The organism is Pseudomonas sp. SG20056 (assembly GCF_031764535.1).
In the GTDB taxonomy this organism is placed as follows: Bacteria; Pseudomonadota; Gammaproteobacteria; order Pseudomonadales; family Pseudomonadaceae; genus Aquipseudomonas.
The window spans coordinates 1,952,978-1,970,964 of the sequence record NZ_CP134499.1; the positions used below are offsets into that span (position 1 = coordinate 1,952,978).

Sequence of the window (17,987 nt, forward strand, 5' to 3'; positions counted from 1 at the left end):
TAAGCCTACTGGCCGGGTGAAACCGGCGTGGCGAGTGCCTGCTTGCTAGGGTGAACATCCTCGGCAGCAGGTGCGGGCTGAACAGGCACTGTTTTACGCCGCGACACCAGCAATACCCCCGCCAGTACCAGGCCTGCCCCCGCCAGCTGGGCGAACGACACCGGCTCCGATAACAGCACCCAGGCGAAGACAATCGTCAGGATCGGCCCCAGCGTGCCAATCAGCACAGTACGCGCCGAGCCAATCAGGCGCAGTGCAGCCGATTGCCAGAATATCGGCAGCACGGTGGAGAAAATCGCCATCGCCGCGCTGTAGGCGTAGACCTCAAGCGGCAGTTGCAGTGCGCTAAACGGCTGGGTAGCGAGGAAATGCAGCTGCGTGGCAAAGGTGGACACGATAATCGCCAGGGCCGCGAAGCGGATGGTGCCCAGCCGATGAATCGCCACTTCGGCCCCCGAGCTGTACAGCGCGTATGACAACGCAGAGCCGAAAACGAACGCCGCGCCGATCAGCACCACCTTGAGGTCTTCTGCCACCTGCAGGTCATGGGCGAAGGCCAGGCCGATACCGGCGTAGGTCAGCAGCAGTGCGGCAATCTGACGTTTCTCCAGGCGCTTGCCCATAAACAGCACGCCGATCAGCACGGTCATGGTTGGGTAGATAAACAGAATCAAGCGCTCCAGCGCCGCCGAGATGTACTGCAGGCCAATAAAATCAAGAATGCTGGCCCCGTAGTAACCGAGCAGCCCCAAGGTAATCAGCATGCCCCAGTCTTTGCGCGTGAGCGGCGGCGCTGCGCGACACAGCCACAGCGTGGCCCACAGCGCGATAGGCAGAGCAAAGCTCATGCGCAGCGTCAGCAGAGTGATGGCGTCCACCGGTGCAGCGGCATAGGCCAGCTTGACGAAAATCGCCTTGAACGAGAAGCCAAAGGCGGCAAGGATCGCCAGTGCGATACCCACGCGTTCAGTTGACCAGGTTTTCCATGGCATCTTGGGGTGAGTCCTTAAGTGTTGTGCTGCGTCGAATGATGAAGGGTATAGAATTGCCTTGGAATTGGCTTTTCCATAACTGATCGTTCGGATTTAACTAACGCTATGCAGTATGACCTGACTGATCTGCGCCTGTTTGTCGCCATCGCCGAGGCGAAAAACCTCACCCGTGGGGCTGAGCGCGTGCACCTGGCGGCTTCGTCGGCCAGCCATCGCCTGCGTCAGCTCGAAGCATCGATTGGCACGCCGCTGCTGCTGCGCGAGCCGCGCGGCGTCAGCCTGACCCGCGCCGGCGAGGCGCTGCTGCGCCATGCGCGCCAGGTGTTTGCCCAGCTCGAACAGATGCACGCTGACCTTACGCCCTACGCCAAAGGCGTACGCGGTCACGTCAGCCTGTGGGCCAATACCCACGCCACCCATACCTTTCTGCCCGACAGCCTTTCGAGCTTTTTGCAGCGTCATCCGCAAGTCAGTATTTCGCTGGAAGAGCACACCAGCCCGCACGTGCTGATGGCCGTGGCGCGCGGCGAGGTGGAGGTCGGCGTGGTGGCGGGGACGATTGCGGACGCGGAGGTTGAGCTGATCCCATACAGAGCTGACCGGTTGGTGCTGATTGCCCCGGTCGATCATCCGCTCGCAATACACGTCAGCAGCCTGTTTGCCCAGGTGCTGGATTATCCCTTTGTCATGCTGCATTCAGGCTCGGCGATTCACACCTTTACCATGAACGCAGCCGCCGCATTGGGGCGGCACCTCGAGGTGCGGATTCAAGTGCGCAGCTTTGAGGCGGTGTGCCGCATGGTCAGCGCAGGGGTTGGTATTGGCCTGGTGCCGCGCAGTGCGGTAACCGCTGGGGCGCAGCTGGCGGTAATTGAGCTGGAAGAGCCCTGGGCGCAGCGCGATTTGAAGGTTTGTGTGCGCAAGCGCGAGCTGTTGTCGGGGTTTGCTGCGGCACTGGTCGATTGCCTGACAGGCAGCGATACCAGTCCCAGTTAACGCATCTTAAAGAACAACGGGCCCTGATGGGCCCGTTTGGTTTACTTGGAAAGAAACTTCATCCCGTCTTCTAAGCCCTGCAGGGTTAGCGGGTACATCTGGTCTTCCAACAGCTCGCGCATGATGTTGGTCGAGGCGGTGTAGCTCCAGGTGTCCTTGGGGTAGGGGTTAATCCAGATAAGCTTCTTGTACTTTTCCATAAAGCGCTTGATCCAGACGTAGCCCGGCTCCTCGTTCCAGTGCTCGACGCTGCCGCCGGCCTGGGTGATTTCATAAGGGGCCATGGCTGCATCGCCAACGAACACCACTTTGTAATCCGCGCCGTATTTGTGCAGCAGATCCTGGGTGGAGAAGCGCTCAGAGGTACGACGCAGGTTGTTCTTCCACACCGACTCGTACACGCAGTTATGGAAGTAGAAATACTCCATATGCTTGAACTCGGTCTTGCAGGCGCTGAACAGCTCTTCGCAGACCTTGACGTGGGCGTCCATCGAACCGCCGATGTCGAACAGGATCAGCAACTTCACCGCATTGCGCCGTTCCGGGCGCATCTGGATATTCAGCAGGCCGCCATCTTTGGCGGTGTGGTCGATGGTGCCGCTGAGATCAAGTTCGTCTTCAGCACCCTGGCGCGCAAACTTGCGTAGGCGGCGCAGAGCTACCTTGATATTGCGCGTGCCCAGCTCGACCTGATCATCGAGGTTCTTGTACTCGCGCTGATCCCAGACCTTGACCGCTTTGCCCTGACGCTTGCCGGCGTCACCCACGCGGATGCCTTCCGGGTTGAAGCCGCCGGAGCCGAATGGGCTGGTGCCACCGGTGCCGATCCACTTGTTGCCGCCTTCGTGGCGTTCCTTCTGCTCTTCGAGGCGCTTCTTGAATTCTTCGATCAGCTTGTCCAGGCCACCGAGGGATTCGATTTTGGCGCGTTCCTCGTCGGTCAGCGAACGTTCGAACTCCTTGCGCAGCCACTCATCTGGGATCAACGCCTCGATATGCTGATTAAGGTTTTCCAGGCCCTTGAAGTAGGCCCCGAACGCGCGGTCGAACTTGTCGAAATGCCGCTCGTCCTTCACCAGAATGGTGCGCGAGAGGAAATAGAACTCGTCCATATCGGCGAACACCACGTTGTGTTTCAACGCGTTGATCAGGTCGAGCAGCTCACGCACCGACACCGGCACCTTGGCGGCGCGCATTTCGTTAAACAGGTTGAGCAGCATGGCTGCGCCCTCGTAAATTCAACTGACTATGGCGCTAGGAGCGCCGCTCCAATGGCAGGCCATCGTTGATGGCGTACCAGTCGGCCTTCGATTCCGGAAAAATATGCTTCTGCGCGATTTCACCCACTTGTGTATCCAGCGTGCCCAGCGCGACTGACAGCCAGTTCGGGTGGGGCTGTTCGCTATACCACTGCAGGGTCGAGCCACAGTGCTTGCAAAAAGTCCGTGTCACGCCTGGCGAGGACTGGTAGATGCCCAGTGATTCCTCGCCTTGGGTGAAGTGGAAATCCTTGCGCCGCACATTGGCGTAAGTGGCGAATGCCGCGCCATGGGCTTTGCGGCACATCGAACAGTGGCAATGAGTCGCCGTCTCGATAGGTGCATCGATGCGGTATTTCACTGCAGCGCAAAGGCAACTACCGCTGTGCATGGATTCGCCTCCCACGGCCAATGCTTAACGCGAAGCGCGACGGCTCATAAAGGCCAGGCGCTCAAGCAGCTGCACATCCTGCTCGTTCTTCACTAAAGCACCGGCCAGAGGCGGGATGGCCTTGGTGGGGTCGCGTTCGCGCAGCACGGCTTCGCCGATGTTGTCGGCCATCAGCAGCTTCAGCCAGTCGACCAGTTCGCTGGTGGACGGCTTCTTCTTCAGACCCGGCACCTTGCGCACATCGAAGAACACGTCCAGCGCTTCGGCGACCAGATCCTTCTTGATGTCGGGGTAGTGCACATCGACGATCTTCTGCAGGGTCGCGCGATCCGGAAAGGCGATGTAGTGGAAGAAGCAACGACGCAGGAAGGCGTCTGGCAGTTCTTTTTCGTTGTTCGAGGTGATGATGATGATCGGGCGCTGCTTGGCCTTGATCGTCTCGTTGGTCTCGTAAACGTAGAACTCCATCTTGTCGAGTTCCTGCAGCAGGTCGTTGGGGAACTCGATGTCGGCCTTGTCGATTTCGTCGATCAGCAGAATGACGCGCTCTTCGGACTCGAAGGCCTCCCAGAGCTTGCCCTTCTTGATGTAGTTGCGTACGTCGTGAACTTTGTCGGAATCCAGCTGCGAGTCGCGCAGGCGGCTGACCGCGTCGTACTCGTAGAGGCCCTGATGGGCCTTGGTGGTGGACTTGATGTGCCAGGTGATCAGGCGCGCGCCAAAGGATTCGGCCAGTTGTTCGGCCAGCATGGTTTTACCGGTGCCCGGCTCACCCTTGACCAGCAGCGGACGCTGCAGGGTGATGGCGGCATTGACCGCGAGCTTGAGGTCGTCGGTGGCGACGTAGGACTGGGTGCCTTCGAACTTCATCGGTAAATCCTCGAACGGTAACGCGCAGGGCCATACCCGCGGGTTCAGTATTTGAAAAACAGACTATAACGCGCGGCCCCGGTGACTGTGAACGTAGACGGGCCATTCAGTCACTGAATGGCGGGTCACTTGTCTACTGTCATGGTTGCTGGTTGTCAAAACGGCTGTCGAAGGCGCGCACGAAGGCGTTGCGCAGAATCGCCTTGAAGGCCTGCCAGCGGCTGACGTCATAGGCTTTGAGGTCGCCGTTGATGTTCACCCGGGTGGCGAACTGGTCTTTACGCTGGTTTTTCAGCAGCCAGCTGCTGCCACCGACCAGGGCTTCCCAGGCGCCGGTGAGCAGGTTCTTGTCCTTGGCCGCGACATCCTGCTGCCAGTCGAAGACTTCCATATCGCGCAGCAGCGGTTTGGCGTAGCCCTTGAGCTTGCCCTGGCGGGCATCCAGCTCCATGACGAAGTCGCCTTGGCCCGCGGCAAAGTCGAAGTCGGCATAGGCGCGGGTAAAACTGTTGAGCTGCTTGAGCTGGATATCGGTGATGCGCAGACGCAGGTCGAAGTCATCCAGTTGGCCGAGCGGGTCGAAGTTGGCACTGGCTTGCACAGGGGCTTGCTCGAACACCTTGGCGGTGGCCTGCAGGCTGGCGGGGCGCGGATTGTCCGCGACGCTGACGTTGCTCAGATTGAGGATGCTGCCATTGATCTCGCTGGCCTGCAGGTTGACCGGCGGCTTGGCGGTGAAGTTGCGAAAAGCCAGGGTGCCATCGATTACGCGGATTTCGTTGATATGAATTGGCAGCAGGCCCCTGAGCTGGGCGCGCCAGTCGACGCCTTCACCGGTTTGTGAATTGGCGGCGTTACCTCCGTCAACAAAGGTCAGCTGCGGACGCTCGAAGGCCACTTCGGCGACTATCGAACGGTTATTCCACAACTCGCGCCAGCTGACGGCCAGGTCGATGACCGGGGCTTCGAGCAGCGGCACCGGTACCTGGCCATTTAGCTTGACGATATTCAGGCCGTTGATCTGGTAAGCCCCGCGCCATAACACCAGGTCGATGTCGCTGATCTGCCCGCGGTAATCGCCCATATTGGCCAGCCGGTCATTCAGGTAATCGCGCAGTAGCCAGGGCAGGGCGATATGCAGGGCCAGCAGGGCAATGGCCAGGGTGAGGAGTGTCCAGAGGGGGAGGTGGTAGCGCTTCTTCATATGGAAACAGACTTATCCAATAACAATAGGTTTCCTGCCGGGCTGTGCGTATGGCTGGACTGCTGCCCAAACGGGCCTTAGGCTTGGGAGCTTACTCGGCAACGCATGAACAAGGATCTCGCCATGAGCCGCATCTTCGCAGACAACGCACAAGCCATCGGCAATACACCGCTGGTTCGGATCAACCGCCTGGGCCCGGCAGGGGTGACCATCCTGGCCAAGATCGAAGGACGCAACCCGGCCTATTCGGTGAAATGCCGCATTGGCGCCAGCATGGTCTGGGATGCCGAAGAGCGCGGCGTGCTCAAGCCGGGCATGACGATTGTCGAGCCAACCTCGGGTAACACCGGCATCGGCCTAGCCTTCGTTGCCGCCGCGCGTGGCTACAAACTGCTGCTGACCATGCCCGCTTCGATGAGCCTGGAACGGCGCAAGGTGCTCAAGGCCCTGGGCGCCGAACTGGTGCTGACCGAACCGGCCAAGGGCATGAAGGGCGCCATCGAGAAGGCAGCGGAAATCGCCGCCTCCGACAGTGCCACCTACTTTATGCCGCAGCAATTCAACAACCCGGCCAACCCGGCGATCCATGAAAAAACCACCGGCCCGGAAATCTGGAATGACACCGAGGGCGCGATTGACGTGTTGGTTGCTGGCGTCGGTACCGGCGGCACCATCACCGGTATTTCGCGCTATATCAAAAAGACCCAGGGCAAGCCGATCCTCTCGGTAGCGGTCGAGCCGATTGGCTCGCCGGTCATCACCCAGACCATCGCCGGTGATGAAGTCAAACCCAGCCCGCACAAGATCCAGGGTATCGGCGCCGGCTTTGTCCCAGGCAACCTCGACCTGGACATGGTCGACCGGGTTGAACTGGTGAGTGACGACGACGCCAAGGCTGTAGCCCTGCGCCTGATGCGTGAAGAAGGCATTCTTTGCGGCATCTCCTGCGGCGCCGCCATGGCTGCTGCCCTGCGTATCGCCGGCGAACCCGGCATGCAGGGCAAAACCATCGTGGTGATCCTGCCGGACTCAGGTGAGCGCTATCTGTCGAGCATGTTGTTTAGCGATATGTTTACCGAGCAGGAATTGCAGCAATAAGCATCGATCCCCACAAAAAAAGCCGCCTATCAGGGAGGTTTTTTTATGGGCACGGGTTTTGTGAGCGATCAGGCTGGTGCTTTGGTCGGGCTACTCGGACGCACCACCAGCCATAGCGCGATGGCGATCAGCACGCCGCCGTACAGGTAGGCCCAGGACAGCGGCTCATCCAGCAGCAAGGCGCCCCACAGCACGCCGAATGGCGGGATGAGGAAGGTGGTGGTGCTGGCCTTGATCGGGCCGATGTCGCTGAGTAGGCGGAAATACAGTACGTAGGCGAATGCGGTGCAGATAAAGCCCAGTCCGGCCAGGGACAGCCAGACGTCGAGTCCGCCCCAGCTAGCGGGTGGCTGTATCAGCAGGGAGCCGCTGAAGAACGGCAACAGGAACAGGCTGGCGCCGCACAGGCTGGCAAAGGCGGTAAGACGGTTATCCAGGCCGCCTTGTTGGCCGATCCAGCGCCGGGTAAGAAAGCCAGCAAAGCCGTAGCAGGCGGTTGCCACCAAGCAAGCGGCGGCGCCCCAGAGCAGTGGTAAATCAAACTCCACCGGGCCGGTGCGGGTCAGCACCGCTACCCCGAACAGGCCGATGGCTACCCCGGCGGCTTTGCTCCAGGTCATGGCTTCAGCAAAGAACAGCATGCCGATCAGCACGCCCATCATCGGCGTGGTGGCATTCAGAATCGCCGAGTAACCCGCGGGCAGTACCAGCGCTGCTAGGCAATACATGGCCGAGGGCAGACCTGCGTTGATCACCCCGAGCATCAAACAGTGCTTGAGCTTGCCGCGGAAATCCCAGCGCACGCGCATCAGCAGCAGAATCACCAGCAGGCCGAGCATGCCCAGGCTGGCGCGGAAAAATGCGGTTGGCATGCTGCCCAGTACCGGCGCGACGATGCGCATAAACAGAAAGCTTGCGCCCCAGATGGCAGCAAGCAACAGCAGACGGATCAGGTCGGCAGGGCGCACAACGGACTCCACTACGGTGAGAAAGGCGAGCAGTGTTGCCGGGCGCGCACGCCAAGGCAATTCGAAATGCGCTTTCAAAGCCGTTGCTTGGCAATATTTCGTGGTAGATAAGCGCATATCCAGGTGTTGCCAGCTTTTACTTGATGCGCTCACTGGATAAGCTCGGTGGATTGTCCGCATTTCATCTGCAGGGGTTTGTTTATGCCACAGCAATGGCCGGCCAGCGAGATTGCCGCGCTTATCCTCGAAGGCTTCGACGATTATCGTGAGCAGTTCCGGCAGATTACCAACGGCGCGCGGGTGCGTTTCGAGCAGGCGCAGTGGCAGGAAATTCAGCAGGCGTCAGCAGCGCGTATTGCCCTCTATGAAGAGTGTGTCAGCGCAGTCAGTGCGAATCTGCGCCAGGCCTATGCCGAAGAGGTGCTGCTGGATGTAGCGCAGTGGCCGTTGGTTAAATCGGCCTATATCGCCCTGATCGACCTGCGCTACGACGATGAACTGGCGGAAACCTGGTTCAACTCGATCTTTTGCGGGCTGTTCAGCCATGACCAGATCAACGATGGCTGCATGTTTATCCACACCACGCGCCCGGCGCTGCGGGTGAATGAGCGGGCGCCGCAAACACGGCTGTACGAACCCAAGGGCAATGTGGAGCAGGCGCTGCGGCAGATTTTCGAGGATTTCAGTTTCGAAGTCGGCTATGAAAACCTCGCGCGCGATCTGGCGCGGTTGCTCAAGCAACTGCATGCCAATTTGCCGGATTGGGTGTGCAAGGATCCGGACCTGCGCATAGAGCTGTTCGCCTCGCGGCTTTACCGCAACAAGGGTGCGTACCTGGTCGGGCGCATCTACACCCGCGATGAGCAATGGCCGTTGGTGATTCCACTGCTGCACCGCGAAGGGCAGGGTATTCAGATTGATGCGCTGATCACCGATGAAGCGGAGGTGTCGATCATCTTCTCCTTCACTCGTTCCTATTTCATGGTGAGGGTGGGCTATCCGGCGGAGTTTGTCGGCTTCCTTAAACGCATTCTGCCCGGCAAGCATATTGCCGAGCTGTACACCTCAATTGGCTTCTACAAGCACGGCAAGTCGGAGTTCTACCGCGCGCTGATCAATCACCTGGCCACCACCGATGACAAGTTCGTCATGGCCCCCGGGGTGCGCGGCATGGTGATGAGCGTGTTTACCCTGCCGGGTTTCAATACCGTATTCAAAATCATCAAGGACCGTTTTTCACCGTCGAAAAACGTTGACCGCAATACAGTGATCGAGAAGTACCGCCTGGTGAAAACCGTCGACCGGGTAGGGCGCATGGCCGATACCCAGGAGTTTGCCGATTTCCGCTTCCCGTTGAGCAAGTTCGACCCCGAGTGCCTGGCTGAGCTGCTGGAAGTGGCGCCATCCACCGTCGAGGTCAATGGCGACACGGTGCTGGTGCGCCACTGCTGGACCGAGCGGCGCATGACCCCACTCAACCTGTATGTGGAAAGCGCCAGTGCAGCCCAGGTGCGCGAGGCGCTGGATGACTACGGCCTGGCCATCAAGCAGCTGGCAGCAGCCAATATCTTCCCTGGCGACATGCTGCTGAAAAACTTCGGCGTGACCCGTCACGGCCGCGTGGTGTTCTACGACTACGACGAGATCTGCTTCCTCACCGAGGCCAACTTCCGGCGCATTCCGCCACCGCGTTACCCTGAGGATGAAATGTCGTCCGAGCCCTGGTACTCCGTGGCGCCGCTGGATGTGTTCCCCGAGGAGTTTCCGCCGTTCCTGTTTGCCGATATGCAGCAGCGCAAGCTGTTCAACGAGCTGCATGGCGAGCTGTATGACGCCGATTACTGGAAAAGCCTGCAGGAGGCGATACGTGCCGGTAAGGTCATCGACGTGTTCCCTTATCGGCGCAAGGACCAGGCCGACAAGGAGTATTGAACGGCGTGCGCTTTGGACTCGGAGTTGTCGCCGTCGGACTTTGGCTGCTGAACGACGCTGCCGTTGTGCGGGCGGCCGAGGCTGAAGACAGTGCAGTCGAACTGGCGCCCTTGTTGATCACCTCGCCACGCAGCACCACGCGCTGGTTGAGTACCCCGACTGCAGTGACGGTAATTGATAGCGCTGCTGCGCCAGGTGAGCAGAACTTGGCGCTGGATGCTTTGCTGGCCCGCGTGCCAGGCGTGTTCAGCCTCAATCGATACAACCTGGCTCAGGGCCTGCGCCCAGCGATTCGCGGTTTTGGCGCGCGCGGTAATTTCGGCGTGCGTGGCATTCGTGTGCTGGTCGATGGCGTGCCGTTGACCATGCCGGATGGCCAGACCGAACTCGACGGCCTCGACCTGGGCCTGGTCGAGCGAATGGAAGTGCTGCGCGGCCCTGCCTCGGTGCTGTACGGCAATGCCGCGGGTGGTGTGCTGGCCATCGAAACCCGCGAGCCACCGGCCTTGCCCTCGATGCAGCTGGACCTGAGTGCGGCCGGTCTGGGCTATCAGCGTACGCGCGGCGAAATCGGTGGCAGCGAGGGTAACCTGGGCGGTTTGCTGGCATTTAATAGCACCGTTCTAGACGGCTATCGCGAACACAGCCGGGCGCAAACCAACAGTATTACCGGCAAGCTGCGCTGGTATGCCCCCACAGGGCGTTTGCGTCTTAACTTCAATGCCATCGACAACCGTGCCGAAGACCCAGGTGGCTTAACTTCCGCCGAAGTAAAGGCAGATCGCCGCCAGGCCGCGCCGAACAACCTGCGTTTCGATGCCGATGAATACATTCGCCAGCAGCGCCTGGGCCTGGTTTGGGATGGTTACGCAGTCGGTGACGATGAGTACCAGCTACGCAGTTATCTGGGGCATCGCGAGTTTGGTAATCAGCTGGGCTTTGCCACCAGCGGGCAGACGACTTTTGAACGTTATTTCAGCGGGGTTGGTGGGCAGTACAGCCATCACCGTGAGCTAGTCGGCCTGGCGAATAAGATCACCACCGGCTTTGACCTTGAAGCGCAGCGCGATGATCGAAGGCGCTATGACAACCTGCTCGGTGAGCGTGGACAATCACGTCAGCAGCAGGATGAGTCGGCACTGAGTCAGGGACTGTTTATTGAGGATCAGATTGATCTGAGCGAGCAGTGGCAGGCCACCCTCGGACTGCGTTATGACCAGGTGCGGTTGGCGGTGGATGATTTTTATCTGGCCGATAGCCGCGATGATTCAGGCTCGCGCAGCCTGGAGGACTGGAATTACAGCATCGGCCTGAGTTACCGCTTTACCCCACAGCAATCGCTGTATGCGCGACTGGCCAGTTCATTTGAAACACCCACCATTAGCGAACTGGGCAACCCGCAAGGCGGCGGTTTCAATACCGCGTTGCAACCTGCCCAGGCGTTCAGTCGTGAGCTGGGCATCAAAGGCGAATGGCCCTCGCTGCGTTACAGCCTGTCGCTTTACCGAATTGAGCTGGAGGATGAGCTGGTGGCGTTCAGCTTGCCGGCCCAGCCTGGGCGTAACTTCTATCGCAATGCCGGTGAGTCGCGCCGCGATGGTCTGGAGTTGAGTCTGGAGTGGCAGTTTGCTGATGCCTGGCGCTGGTCAGCGGCTTACGCCTACAACCGCTACCGTTTCGAGGATTATCAAACCACCTCAGGCGACTTTTCCGGTAAGCGCATACCCGCTATTCCACGGCAAACATTATTCAGCGAACTGGCCTATGAGCATCAAGGTGGCTATGTGCGCCTCGGTGTTACGGCTCAGGCTCGGGTGTATGCCAATGATGCCAATACGCAGTCCGCACCCGGCTATGCCTTGTTCAATCTGCGCCTCGGCAAGCGCTTTCAGCTTGGCGAACAGAGCCTGGAGCCTTACCTGGGCGTCGATAACCTGTTGGGGCGTGAGTATTTCGATAACCTGCGCATCAACGACGGCAACGCGCGCTACTTCGAACCAGGGCCGGGGCGTACTTTGTATGCCGGTTTACGTGTGTTGTTTTAGAACGTAGTGACGAAGTGGGCGGCAGTTTCAAACCACCTGAACTAGGCTGAGAAAAGGTGTCCAAGCACCTATTCGATGTCCTTGGTTGGAGGCTACTTTATGAGCGCCAAGTTGCAGAATGCCTTGCTTGATCTGTTGGTTGCCCTTGGCCTGTGTGAGCGACCAAAACTGCAGCCAATTCCTGTACGTAGCAATTCGCCTGATTCCAAAGCTGTTCCCCCTCGACCCTAGGTTCTCCTGCCTCTCTTAATGTGATCGGCTACGGTCAGATAATGTCTGGCTGTGGCTGTGGCAGCGACTAATTGTCCTAGATCATTATTACGTGCTTTAAAACAAGCATTTGCTAGCGCCTTGGCACTGCTGTGCTAGACCTACACCTGCAGTTATGCAAATAGCTCAGACAGGGACAGCTCCCATGCGCCAGAACCTCCCAGTGACTCAGCGGGAAAGAACCTTTCCTGCGAATGAACGGCTGATTTCCACCACCGATCTGAATAGCAATATCACCTACTGCAACGACGCCTTTGTCGAAATCAGCGGCTTTACTCGCGAAGAGCTGATCGGTCAACCGCACAATCTGGTGCGCCATCCTGATATGCCCCCCGGTGTGTTCGGCCATATGTGGGAAACCATCAAACAGGGCAAACCCTGGATGGGGATCGTCAAGAATCGCTCAAAGAACGGTGATTACTACTGGGTCAGCGCCTATGTCACGCCAATCTATGAGAATGGCCGGGTTGCTGGTTACGAGTCGGTGCGCTCCTTGCCCGATGAAGCACAGAAGCGTCGTGCTGAAAAACTCTATGCCCGCTTGCGTGAGGGCAAACCGCCGGTGCCAAAACTGGAGTACTGGACGTACGACATTATCCAGTCATGGCCGCTGATTCTGGCTGGTCTGCTGATTCTCGGTGCGCACTTTGTGCTGAGTGGTCCCTGGTTATGGGGCTTTATTTTTGCGGCCATGTTTTGCCTTGGGTCCTACCAGCTGTATGCCAAACGCAGCTTGATCAGACGCACGCTTTCCGAGCATCCCAAGGCGTTTACCAGCGCTCTTGTCGCTTTGACGTATACCGACAGCCGTGGCGCCCAGGCCCTGCTGGATATGGCAATGATCAGCGAGGACGCGCGCTTGCAGACGGCGTTGACGCGCATTGAAGACGCCGGAGCGAACGTCAAGACGCACGCCACCCGCTCTGCCGATCTGTCGCGCTCTGGGGCGAAAATGCTCGATCAACAGCGTAGCGAAACCGATCAATCGGCCACGGCGATCAACCAGATGGCGGCAACCATTCAGGAGGTGACGCATAACGTGCAGAGCACCTCACATGCCGCCGAAGAAGCGGATCGCTTGGCCAAGCAGGGCCTGCAACTGGCCAGCGGCAGTCTCGATTCCATGCAGCACATGGCCAAGGCCGTGGTGGACATTGGACAGGCAGTCAATGACCTGGCTAACTCCACTCAGTCAATCGGCAGTGTGGCGGATGTGATTACCTCGATTGCTGAGCAGACCAACCTGTTGGCGCTCAACGCAGCTATTGAAGCGGCACGTGCCGGCGAGCAGGGGCGCGGCTTTGCGGTGGTGGCTGATGAGGTACGCTCGCTGGCTTCACGCACACGAGAGTCGACTGAGCAGATTCACCAGATCATTTCCTCACTGCGCGCCGGCGCTGAACGGGCGGTGGTGACGGCGGGCAAGGGCGAGGCGATTTCCAGGCAGAGTGTCGATAGTGTGGAGAGTGTACGTACCGCGCTGGATGGCATCAGTGAAGCGGTTAGCCGCATCACCGGTATGAGTCAGCAGATGGCTTCGGCTTCCGAAGAACAAAGCCATGTGGCGGAAGATATTAGCCGGCAGATTACTCAGATTGCCCAGCTCTCTGACCGCAGTGCCGAGCAGGCGCATCAGGGCGCGGCCATTGGCCAGGAACTGGAAGACATGGCGGACTATCTGCACAGCCTGGCGGAGCGCTTCAACCGCTAAGCGACGGTTCGTTTATATGTCTATCGGCCCACCTCCCATGTGGGCCGATTTTCTATCTGGTATGGCAAACTGCGCGGCTGAGGAGAAACCGATGTCCCGCCCGCAATGCCCACGTTGTACCCGCCCAACCGAGCGCTGTTTATGTGCGCTTATTCCCTGCTTGAGTAGCCGTACTCGGGTGCTGATCCTGCAGCATCCTAGCGAGGTCAAGCATGCGCTGAATACCGCACGTCTGGCCGCTCTTGGCTTGAACAACGCTGAGCTGCTGGTGGGCGAGGTCTTCGAGTCGCTTGCGACGCTGTTGCAGCAGCCAGGCTATCGCGCGTGTTTGCTGTTCCCTGGCGAGCAGGCGCAAGCGCTGCTGCAGTTTGCTGAACAACAGCACAGTGAGCAGCCGCTGTTATTGGTGGTGCCCGATGGCACCTGGCGCAAAGCGCGCAAGCTGTTGCACCTCAATCCGTTGTTGGCGGCTTTGCCCAGAGTTGTGCTGCCGGAGGGTTTGCAGTCACGTTATCGCTTGCGTAAAGCCCCGATGCCCGGTGCCTTATCAACCATCGAAGCGATTGTTACTGCACTGAATACCGTCGAGGCACCGGTCTGCTTCGATGCACTGCTCAAGCCCTTTGAAGCATTGATTGAGGGGCAGATTGAGGCGATGGGAGAGCAGACTTTCCAGCGCAATCACGGCAAGCCGGGAGCATCAGCCAGTTAAGGCATTTCAGCGCTCACGCATGGCTTCCGAGCGCGCCTTCAGCACCGGTTTGAGCAGGTAATCGAGCACGCTCTTCTCACCGGTGATGATGTCCACGGTGGCGACCATACCGGGGATGATCAGCAGTGGATGTTCTTCGCTGCCCAAATGGCTTTTATCGGTACGTACCTGGATCAGATAGAAGCTGTTGCCTTCTTCATCGGTGATGGTATCGGCGCTGATCAGCTCTAGGTTGGCCCTCAGTCCGCCGTAGATGGTGTAGTCATAAGCGGTGAATTTGACCATGGCCTTCTGCCCGGGATGCAGGAAGGCGACATCCTGCGGGCGAACCTTGGCCTCAATCAGCAGGCTGTCATCCAGCGGCACGATTTCCAGCATGTCACTGCCAGGCTGAACCACGCCGCCAATGGTGTTGACCTTGAGCTGCTTGATCACCCCGCGCACGGGGGATACCACGGTGGTGCGACTGACACGGTCATCGATGGCCACGCTGGTGGCGGTGAGCTTCTGCAGCTCGGTGCGGATTTCATTGAGTTCCTTGAAGGCATCAGAGCGAAAGCTCAGTTCGGACTCTTCAATCTTGCTCTTGATTTCATCCATCGCCGATTCGGCCCGTGGAATTGCCAGGTTGGTAGCGTCCAGCGAGCCGCGTACTTCAACCAGGCTGCGGCGTAGGCGGAGGATTTCCACCTGGGAAATCGCACCGGTTGCGACCAGGGGTTGCGACATATTCAGCTCCTGCTGCAACAGACCCATGCTGGAGCGGTATTGCTGAGCCTTGGCGCGAAATTCGGCCAGTTCCTGCGTTTTTTGCCGCAGCTGTTCGCCGAGGGTGCGTTGTTCGCTTTGCAGGCGATCCTGTCGAGATTGATAGAGCGCCAGCTCATCCTCAGCCAGTTGCGGGGCTTCACGCAGAATATTCGCTGGCATGCTGATAGGGCGCCCTTCAGCTTCTGCGGTTAAGCGTTCGACCCTTGCCACCAGAGCCAGGCGATCTGCTTCGGCTTCGCCTCTGTTGGAGAGAAAGCGTGTGTCGTCCAGGCGCAGTAGCACAGCGCCTTTTTCGACAATCTGTCCTTCGCGTACAAATATCTCGCTGACGATACCGCCTTCCAGGTTCTGAATAACCTGGATCTTGCTGGAGGGAATCGCTTTGCCTTCACCAGTAGTGACTTCTTCCAGCACGGCAAAGTTGGCCCAGACCAATGCTACGATCAGGCATGTGCTGACTACCCAGACGGTGATGCGGGTAAACCAGGGCGAGTCTTCGAGAATGGCGCCGTCGACTTCCGGCATAAACTCGGTGTCCTGCTTGCGCTGGTGCATGCTGGCGAAGTAGTCGCGAATCGAGGTGCTTATTTGCATGAGCGTTCCTATACCGCGGCAGGGCCAACTCGACCTTTGCGTAGCGCTTCAATCACTGCTTCTTTCGGACCGTCTGCAACTATATGGCCGTTATCCAGCACCACCAGACGGTCTACCAGGCTGAGCATTGAAGCGCGGTGGGTGATCAGCAGCATGGTTTTACCCTGGGCCCAGGTTTGCAGGCGGTTGCGCAGGATTTCCTCACTGGTGTTGTCCATCGCGCTGGTGGGTTCGTCGAGCAGCAGAATGGGTGGGTCAAGTAACAGCGCGCGGGCCAGCAGCACGGCCTGGCGTTGCCCTCCGGACAGCAATTGGCCGCGCTCACCCACGGGGCGATCGAAACCTTGCGGATGTTGCCGGGCCAGATCGACCACACCGGTCAGCTCGGCCACTTCTAGCATGCGTGCATCGCTGACATAGCGTGCGCCTAACGTCAGGTTGTCGCGCAGGCTGCCGGCCAGCAGCGGTAGGTCGTGAGCGACGTAACCAATCTGATGGCGCAAATCGGCCACGTCGAGCTGACGCAGGTCGAGGTTGTCCAGCAGGATCTGCCCTTTGCTGGGCGTGTAGAAGGCCATCACCAAGCGCGCCAAGGTGCTCTTGCCGGAGCCGCTGCGGCCGATGATGCCGATGCGTTCACCTGCTGTCAGGCGCAGGCTGACGCCTGCAAGCGCCGGGGTGCTTTGTCCCGGGTAGCTGAATGTGACGTCACGTACATCCAGTGCTCCGTGCAGTTGGGTGCGGTCCAGTGGGCGTTGTTTAGCCTGACGCTCCTGCGGCAAAGCCATCAGCGCATCGGTGCTGGTCATGGTCAGGCGCGCTTGCTGGTAGCGGGTGATCAGTCCAGCAATCTGCCCAAGCGGCGCGAGAATGCGGCTGCCCAGCATGTAGCAGGCCACCAGCGCGCCAACGCTGAGCTGCCCGGCGATGATGATGTAAACCCCTGCGACGATAGTGGCCATGCCGGCGAACTGTTGCAGAAACAGCGTGCCGTTGGTGGCGATGGCCGCCAGCGAACGGGCGTGTATATCCAGCCGGGTGAGGGCACCGTGGGTTTTCTCCCACTGGTGCTGGCGTTCGCTTTCCGCGCTGCAGGCTTTCAGGGTTTCCAGACCGCCGAGGGTTTCGATTAACAGTGCTTGGCGTTGTGAGGCCAGTTGCAGGCTTTTTTCCACGGTATCGCGCAGACGCGCCTGGATGATAAAGGCGAACAGCGCGGTGATCGGAAACGCCAGCAGGGGGATAACCACCAGCCAGCCACCGATCAGCCAGATCACCGTGATCATCAGAAACGAGAAGGGCAGGTCGATCAGGCTGGTAAGGGTTACGGCGGTGAGAAATTCGCGCAGGCCCTGGAAGTCATGAATGCTTTGGGCAAAGCCGCCTATGGTGGCCGGGCGGGCTGTCATCGACATGCCAGTGATGCGTTCGAATAAAGTGGCTGACAGCACCACATCGGTTTTCTTGCCTGCAGTATCAAGTAAGTGTGAGCGTAGGATTTTCAGTAACAGCTCGAAGCCCATGCCGATGAACAAGCCGATGGCCAGTACCCAGAGGGTTGAGGTGGCCTGGTTGGGTACGACGCGGTCATAGGTCTGCATGACGAACAGCGGCACCATCAGGCCGAGCAGGTTGATCAGCAGGCTGGCGAGAATTGCATCGGTGTACAGCCAGCGTGACAGCTTCAGGGTGTCGCGAAACCAGGCCTCGATGCGCGGTACGAGCGGTGAGCGTGCCTCTTCCAACTCGTGTCGCGGGCGGGCAAAGAAGGCCTGGCCGCTGTATTCGGTGGCCAGTTGTTCACGGCTGACCCACTGTTCGCCGCCATCGGCTTCGCAGGGCAGTATCTGCGCCTGGTTCTTCGGGCCCCATTGACGTAGCACAGCGCTACGGCCGTTTTTCAACAGCAGCAGAACGGGCAGGTTGAGGGTTGAGATGCTGGCCAGATCGCGTTGTAGCAAACGCCCTTGCAAACCCGCCCGCGCTGCAGCACGGGGTAGTAACTCAGGAGTCAGGCGCTGCTCTGGCAAAGGCAGACCTGCACTCAAGCTGCCACGGCTGGCTGAGCAGCCGTGGAGTTTGCAAAGAATCAACAAGCCATCAAGCAGCGGGTCGTCGTGGTTGAGACGCGGATCGCTGGATGACCCCGGCCGTTCCATGGTGGTCAAGGTGTA

Annotated in this window: 14 protein-coding genes and 2 pseudogenes; 8 read left to right on the top strand and 8 right to left on the bottom strand. The window is 59.2% G+C overall.

Annotated elements, in window-relative coordinates:
- Window positions 1-5 precede the first annotated feature (5 nt).
- Window positions 6-992, bottom strand: a complete 987-nt coding sequence (locus RHP75_RS09490) for a DMT family transporter (protein ID WP_311091595.1) — start codon at window positions 990-992, stop codon at window positions 6-8.
- 105 nt (window positions 993-1,097) lie between these two features.
- On the opposite strand from RHP75_RS09490, the gene RHP75_RS09495 reads away from it, so the two are divergent.
- Window positions 1,098-1,988: a LysR substrate-binding domain-containing protein gene (locus tag RHP75_RS09495; RefSeq protein ID WP_311091596.1), complete on the top strand. Its 891-nt coding sequence runs from the start codon at window positions 1,098-1,100 to the stop codon at window positions 1,986-1,988.
- A 41-nt stretch (window positions 1,989-2,029) separates the two neighbouring features.
- On the opposite strand, the gene RHP75_RS09500 is transcribed toward RHP75_RS09495, so the two are convergent.
- The 4 genes from RHP75_RS09500 to RHP75_RS09515 all read right to left on the bottom strand — a co-directional run bounded on the left by RHP75_RS09500 (window position 2,030) and on the right by RHP75_RS09515 (window position 5,712).
- Window positions 2,030-3,208: a VWA domain-containing protein gene (locus RHP75_RS09500; protein WP_090253197.1), complete on the bottom strand. Its 1,179-nt coding sequence runs from the start codon at window positions 3,206-3,208 to the stop codon at window positions 2,030-2,032.
- A gap of 34 nt (window positions 3,209-3,242) precedes the next feature.
- On the bottom strand, window positions 3,243-3,638 hold the full coding sequence (locus RHP75_RS09505; RefSeq protein ID WP_311091597.1) for a GFA family protein: 396 nt from the start codon (window positions 3,636-3,638) through the stop codon (window positions 3,243-3,245).
- 24 nt (window positions 3,639-3,662) lie between these two features.
- A complete protein-coding gene (locus RHP75_RS09510) occupies window positions 3,663-4,508 on the bottom strand; it encodes a MoxR family ATPase (RefSeq protein WP_233684776.1) in 846 nt (281 codons plus the stop codon).
- Window positions 4,509-4,647: 139 nt separating this feature from the next.
- The gene (locus RHP75_RS09515; protein WP_311091600.1) at window positions 4,648-5,712 is read right to left on the bottom strand and encodes a DUF748 domain-containing protein; all 1,065 of its coding nucleotides are present in this window, start codon (window positions 5,710-5,712) and stop codon (window positions 4,648-4,650) included.
- A gap of 123 nt (window positions 5,713-5,835) precedes the next feature.
- On the opposite strand from RHP75_RS09515, the gene cysK reads away from it, so the two are divergent.
- Window positions 5,836-6,810 carry a cysteine synthase A gene (cysK, locus tag RHP75_RS09520; RefSeq protein WP_311091601.1) on the top strand — a complete coding sequence of 325 codons (975 nt, stop codon included), beginning with the start codon at window positions 5,836-5,838 and terminating at the stop codon, window positions 6,808-6,810.
- A 68-nt stretch (window positions 6,811-6,878) separates the two neighbouring features.
- Here cysK and RHP75_RS09525 read toward each other — a convergent pair whose 3' ends face one another.
- Complete coding sequence (locus RHP75_RS09525) at window positions 6,879-7,778, bottom strand: DMT family transporter (protein ID WP_311091602.1); 900 nt, start codon at window positions 7,776-7,778, stop codon at window positions 6,879-6,881.
- Window positions 7,779-7,979: 201 nt separating this feature from the next.
- Here RHP75_RS09525 and aceK point away from each other — a divergent pair, with 201 nt between their 5' ends.
- The 6 genes and pseudogenes from aceK (at window position 7,980) to RHP75_RS09550 (ending at window position 14,448) form a co-directional block, all read left to right on the top strand.
- Window positions 7,980-9,710, top strand: coding sequence for a bifunctional isocitrate dehydrogenase kinase/phosphatase (gene aceK / locus RHP75_RS09530; protein ID WP_311091603.1), 1,731 nt, complete (start codon window positions 7,980-7,982; stop codon window positions 9,708-9,710).
- 5 nt (window positions 9,711-9,715) lie between these two features.
- The gene (locus RHP75_RS09535) at window positions 9,716-11,755 is read left to right on the top strand and encodes a TonB-dependent receptor (RefSeq protein ID WP_311091604.1); all 2,040 of its coding nucleotides are present in this window, start codon (window positions 9,716-9,718) and stop codon (window positions 11,753-11,755) included.
- A gap of 99 nt (window positions 11,756-11,854) precedes the next feature.
- Complete coding sequence (locus RHP75_RS09540) at window positions 11,855-11,986, top strand: PA1414 family protein (protein ID WP_311091605.1); 132 nt, start codon at window positions 11,855-11,857, stop codon at window positions 11,984-11,986.
- A 184-nt stretch (window positions 11,987-12,170) separates the two neighbouring features.
- A pseudogene (locus RHP75_RS21220) lies at window positions 12,171-12,452 on the top strand (PAS domain-containing protein); the annotation flags it as partial.
- Window positions 12,453-12,761: 309 nt separating this feature from the next.
- Window positions 12,762-13,736 (top strand): annotated as a pseudogene (locus RHP75_RS21225) (methyl-accepting chemotaxis protein); the annotation flags it as partial.
- Between the two features lie 91 nt (window positions 13,737-13,827).
- Window positions 13,828-14,448, top strand: coding sequence for a DTW domain-containing protein (locus tag RHP75_RS09550; protein WP_311091607.1), 621 nt, complete (start codon window positions 13,828-13,830; stop codon window positions 14,446-14,448).
- A 6-nt stretch (window positions 14,449-14,454) separates the two neighbouring features.
- Here the strand turns inward: RHP75_RS09550 and RHP75_RS09555 are convergent, their stop codons facing one another.
- Both RHP75_RS09555 and RHP75_RS09560 read right to left on the bottom strand, forming a co-directional pair.
- Window positions 14,455-15,813 (bottom strand): HlyD family type I secretion periplasmic adaptor subunit, encoded by a 1,359-nt coding sequence (locus RHP75_RS09555; RefSeq protein ID WP_311091609.1) that lies wholly within the window; start codon window positions 15,811-15,813, stop codon window positions 14,455-14,457.
- 8 nt (window positions 15,814-15,821) lie between these two features.
- A complete protein-coding gene (locus RHP75_RS09560; RefSeq protein ID WP_409079730.1) occupies window positions 15,822-17,972 on the bottom strand; it encodes a type I secretion system permease/ATPase in 2,151 nt (716 codons plus the stop codon).
- Window positions 17,973-17,987 lie beyond the last annotated feature (15 nt).

Excerpts from the sequence above, each read along its gene's own strand:
- RHP75_RS09505 (WP_311091597.1), bottom strand. The coding sequence starts at position 3,638 with ATGCACAGCGGTAGTTGCCTTTGCGCTGCAGTGAAATACCGCATCGAT.
- RHP75_RS09500 (WP_090253197.1), bottom strand. The coding sequence starts at position 3,208 with ATGCTGCTCAACCTGTTTAACGAAATGCGCGCCGCCAAGGTGCCGGTG.
- RHP75_RS09490 (WP_311091595.1), bottom strand. The coding sequence starts at position 992 with ATGCCATGGAAAACCTGGTCAACTGAACGCGTGGGTATCGCACTGGCG.
- RHP75_RS09555 (WP_311091609.1), bottom strand. The coding sequence starts at position 15,813 with ATGCAAATAAGCACCTCGATTCGCGACTACTTCGCCAGCATGCACCAG.
- cysK (WP_311091601.1), top strand. The coding sequence starts at position 5,836 with ATGAGCCGCATCTTCGCAGACAACGCACAAGCCATCGGCAATACACCG.
- RHP75_RS09510 (WP_233684776.1), bottom strand. The coding sequence starts at position 4,508 with ATGAAGTTCGAAGGCACCCAGTCCTACGTCGCCACCGACGACCTCAAG.
- RHP75_RS09495 (WP_311091596.1), top strand. The coding sequence starts at position 1,098 with ATGCAGTATGACCTGACTGATCTGCGCCTGTTTGTCGCCATCGCCGAG.
- aceK (WP_311091603.1), top strand. The coding sequence starts at position 7,980 with ATGCCACAGCAATGGCCGGCCAGCGAGATTGCCGCGCTTATCCTCGAA.
- RHP75_RS09560 (WP_409079730.1), bottom strand. The coding sequence starts at position 17,972 with ATGGAACGGCCGGGGTCATCCAGCGATCCGCGTCTCAACCACGACGAC.
- RHP75_RS09540 (WP_311091605.1), top strand. The coding sequence starts at position 11,855 with ATGAGCGCCAAGTTGCAGAATGCCTTGCTTGATCTGTTGGTTGCCCTT.
- RHP75_RS09550 (WP_311091607.1), top strand. The coding sequence starts at position 13,828 with ATGTCCCGCCCGCAATGCCCACGTTGTACCCGCCCAACCGAGCGCTGT.
- RHP75_RS09515 (WP_311091600.1), bottom strand. The coding sequence starts at position 5,712 with ATGAAGAAGCGCTACCACCTCCCCCTCTGGACACTCCTCACCCTGGCC.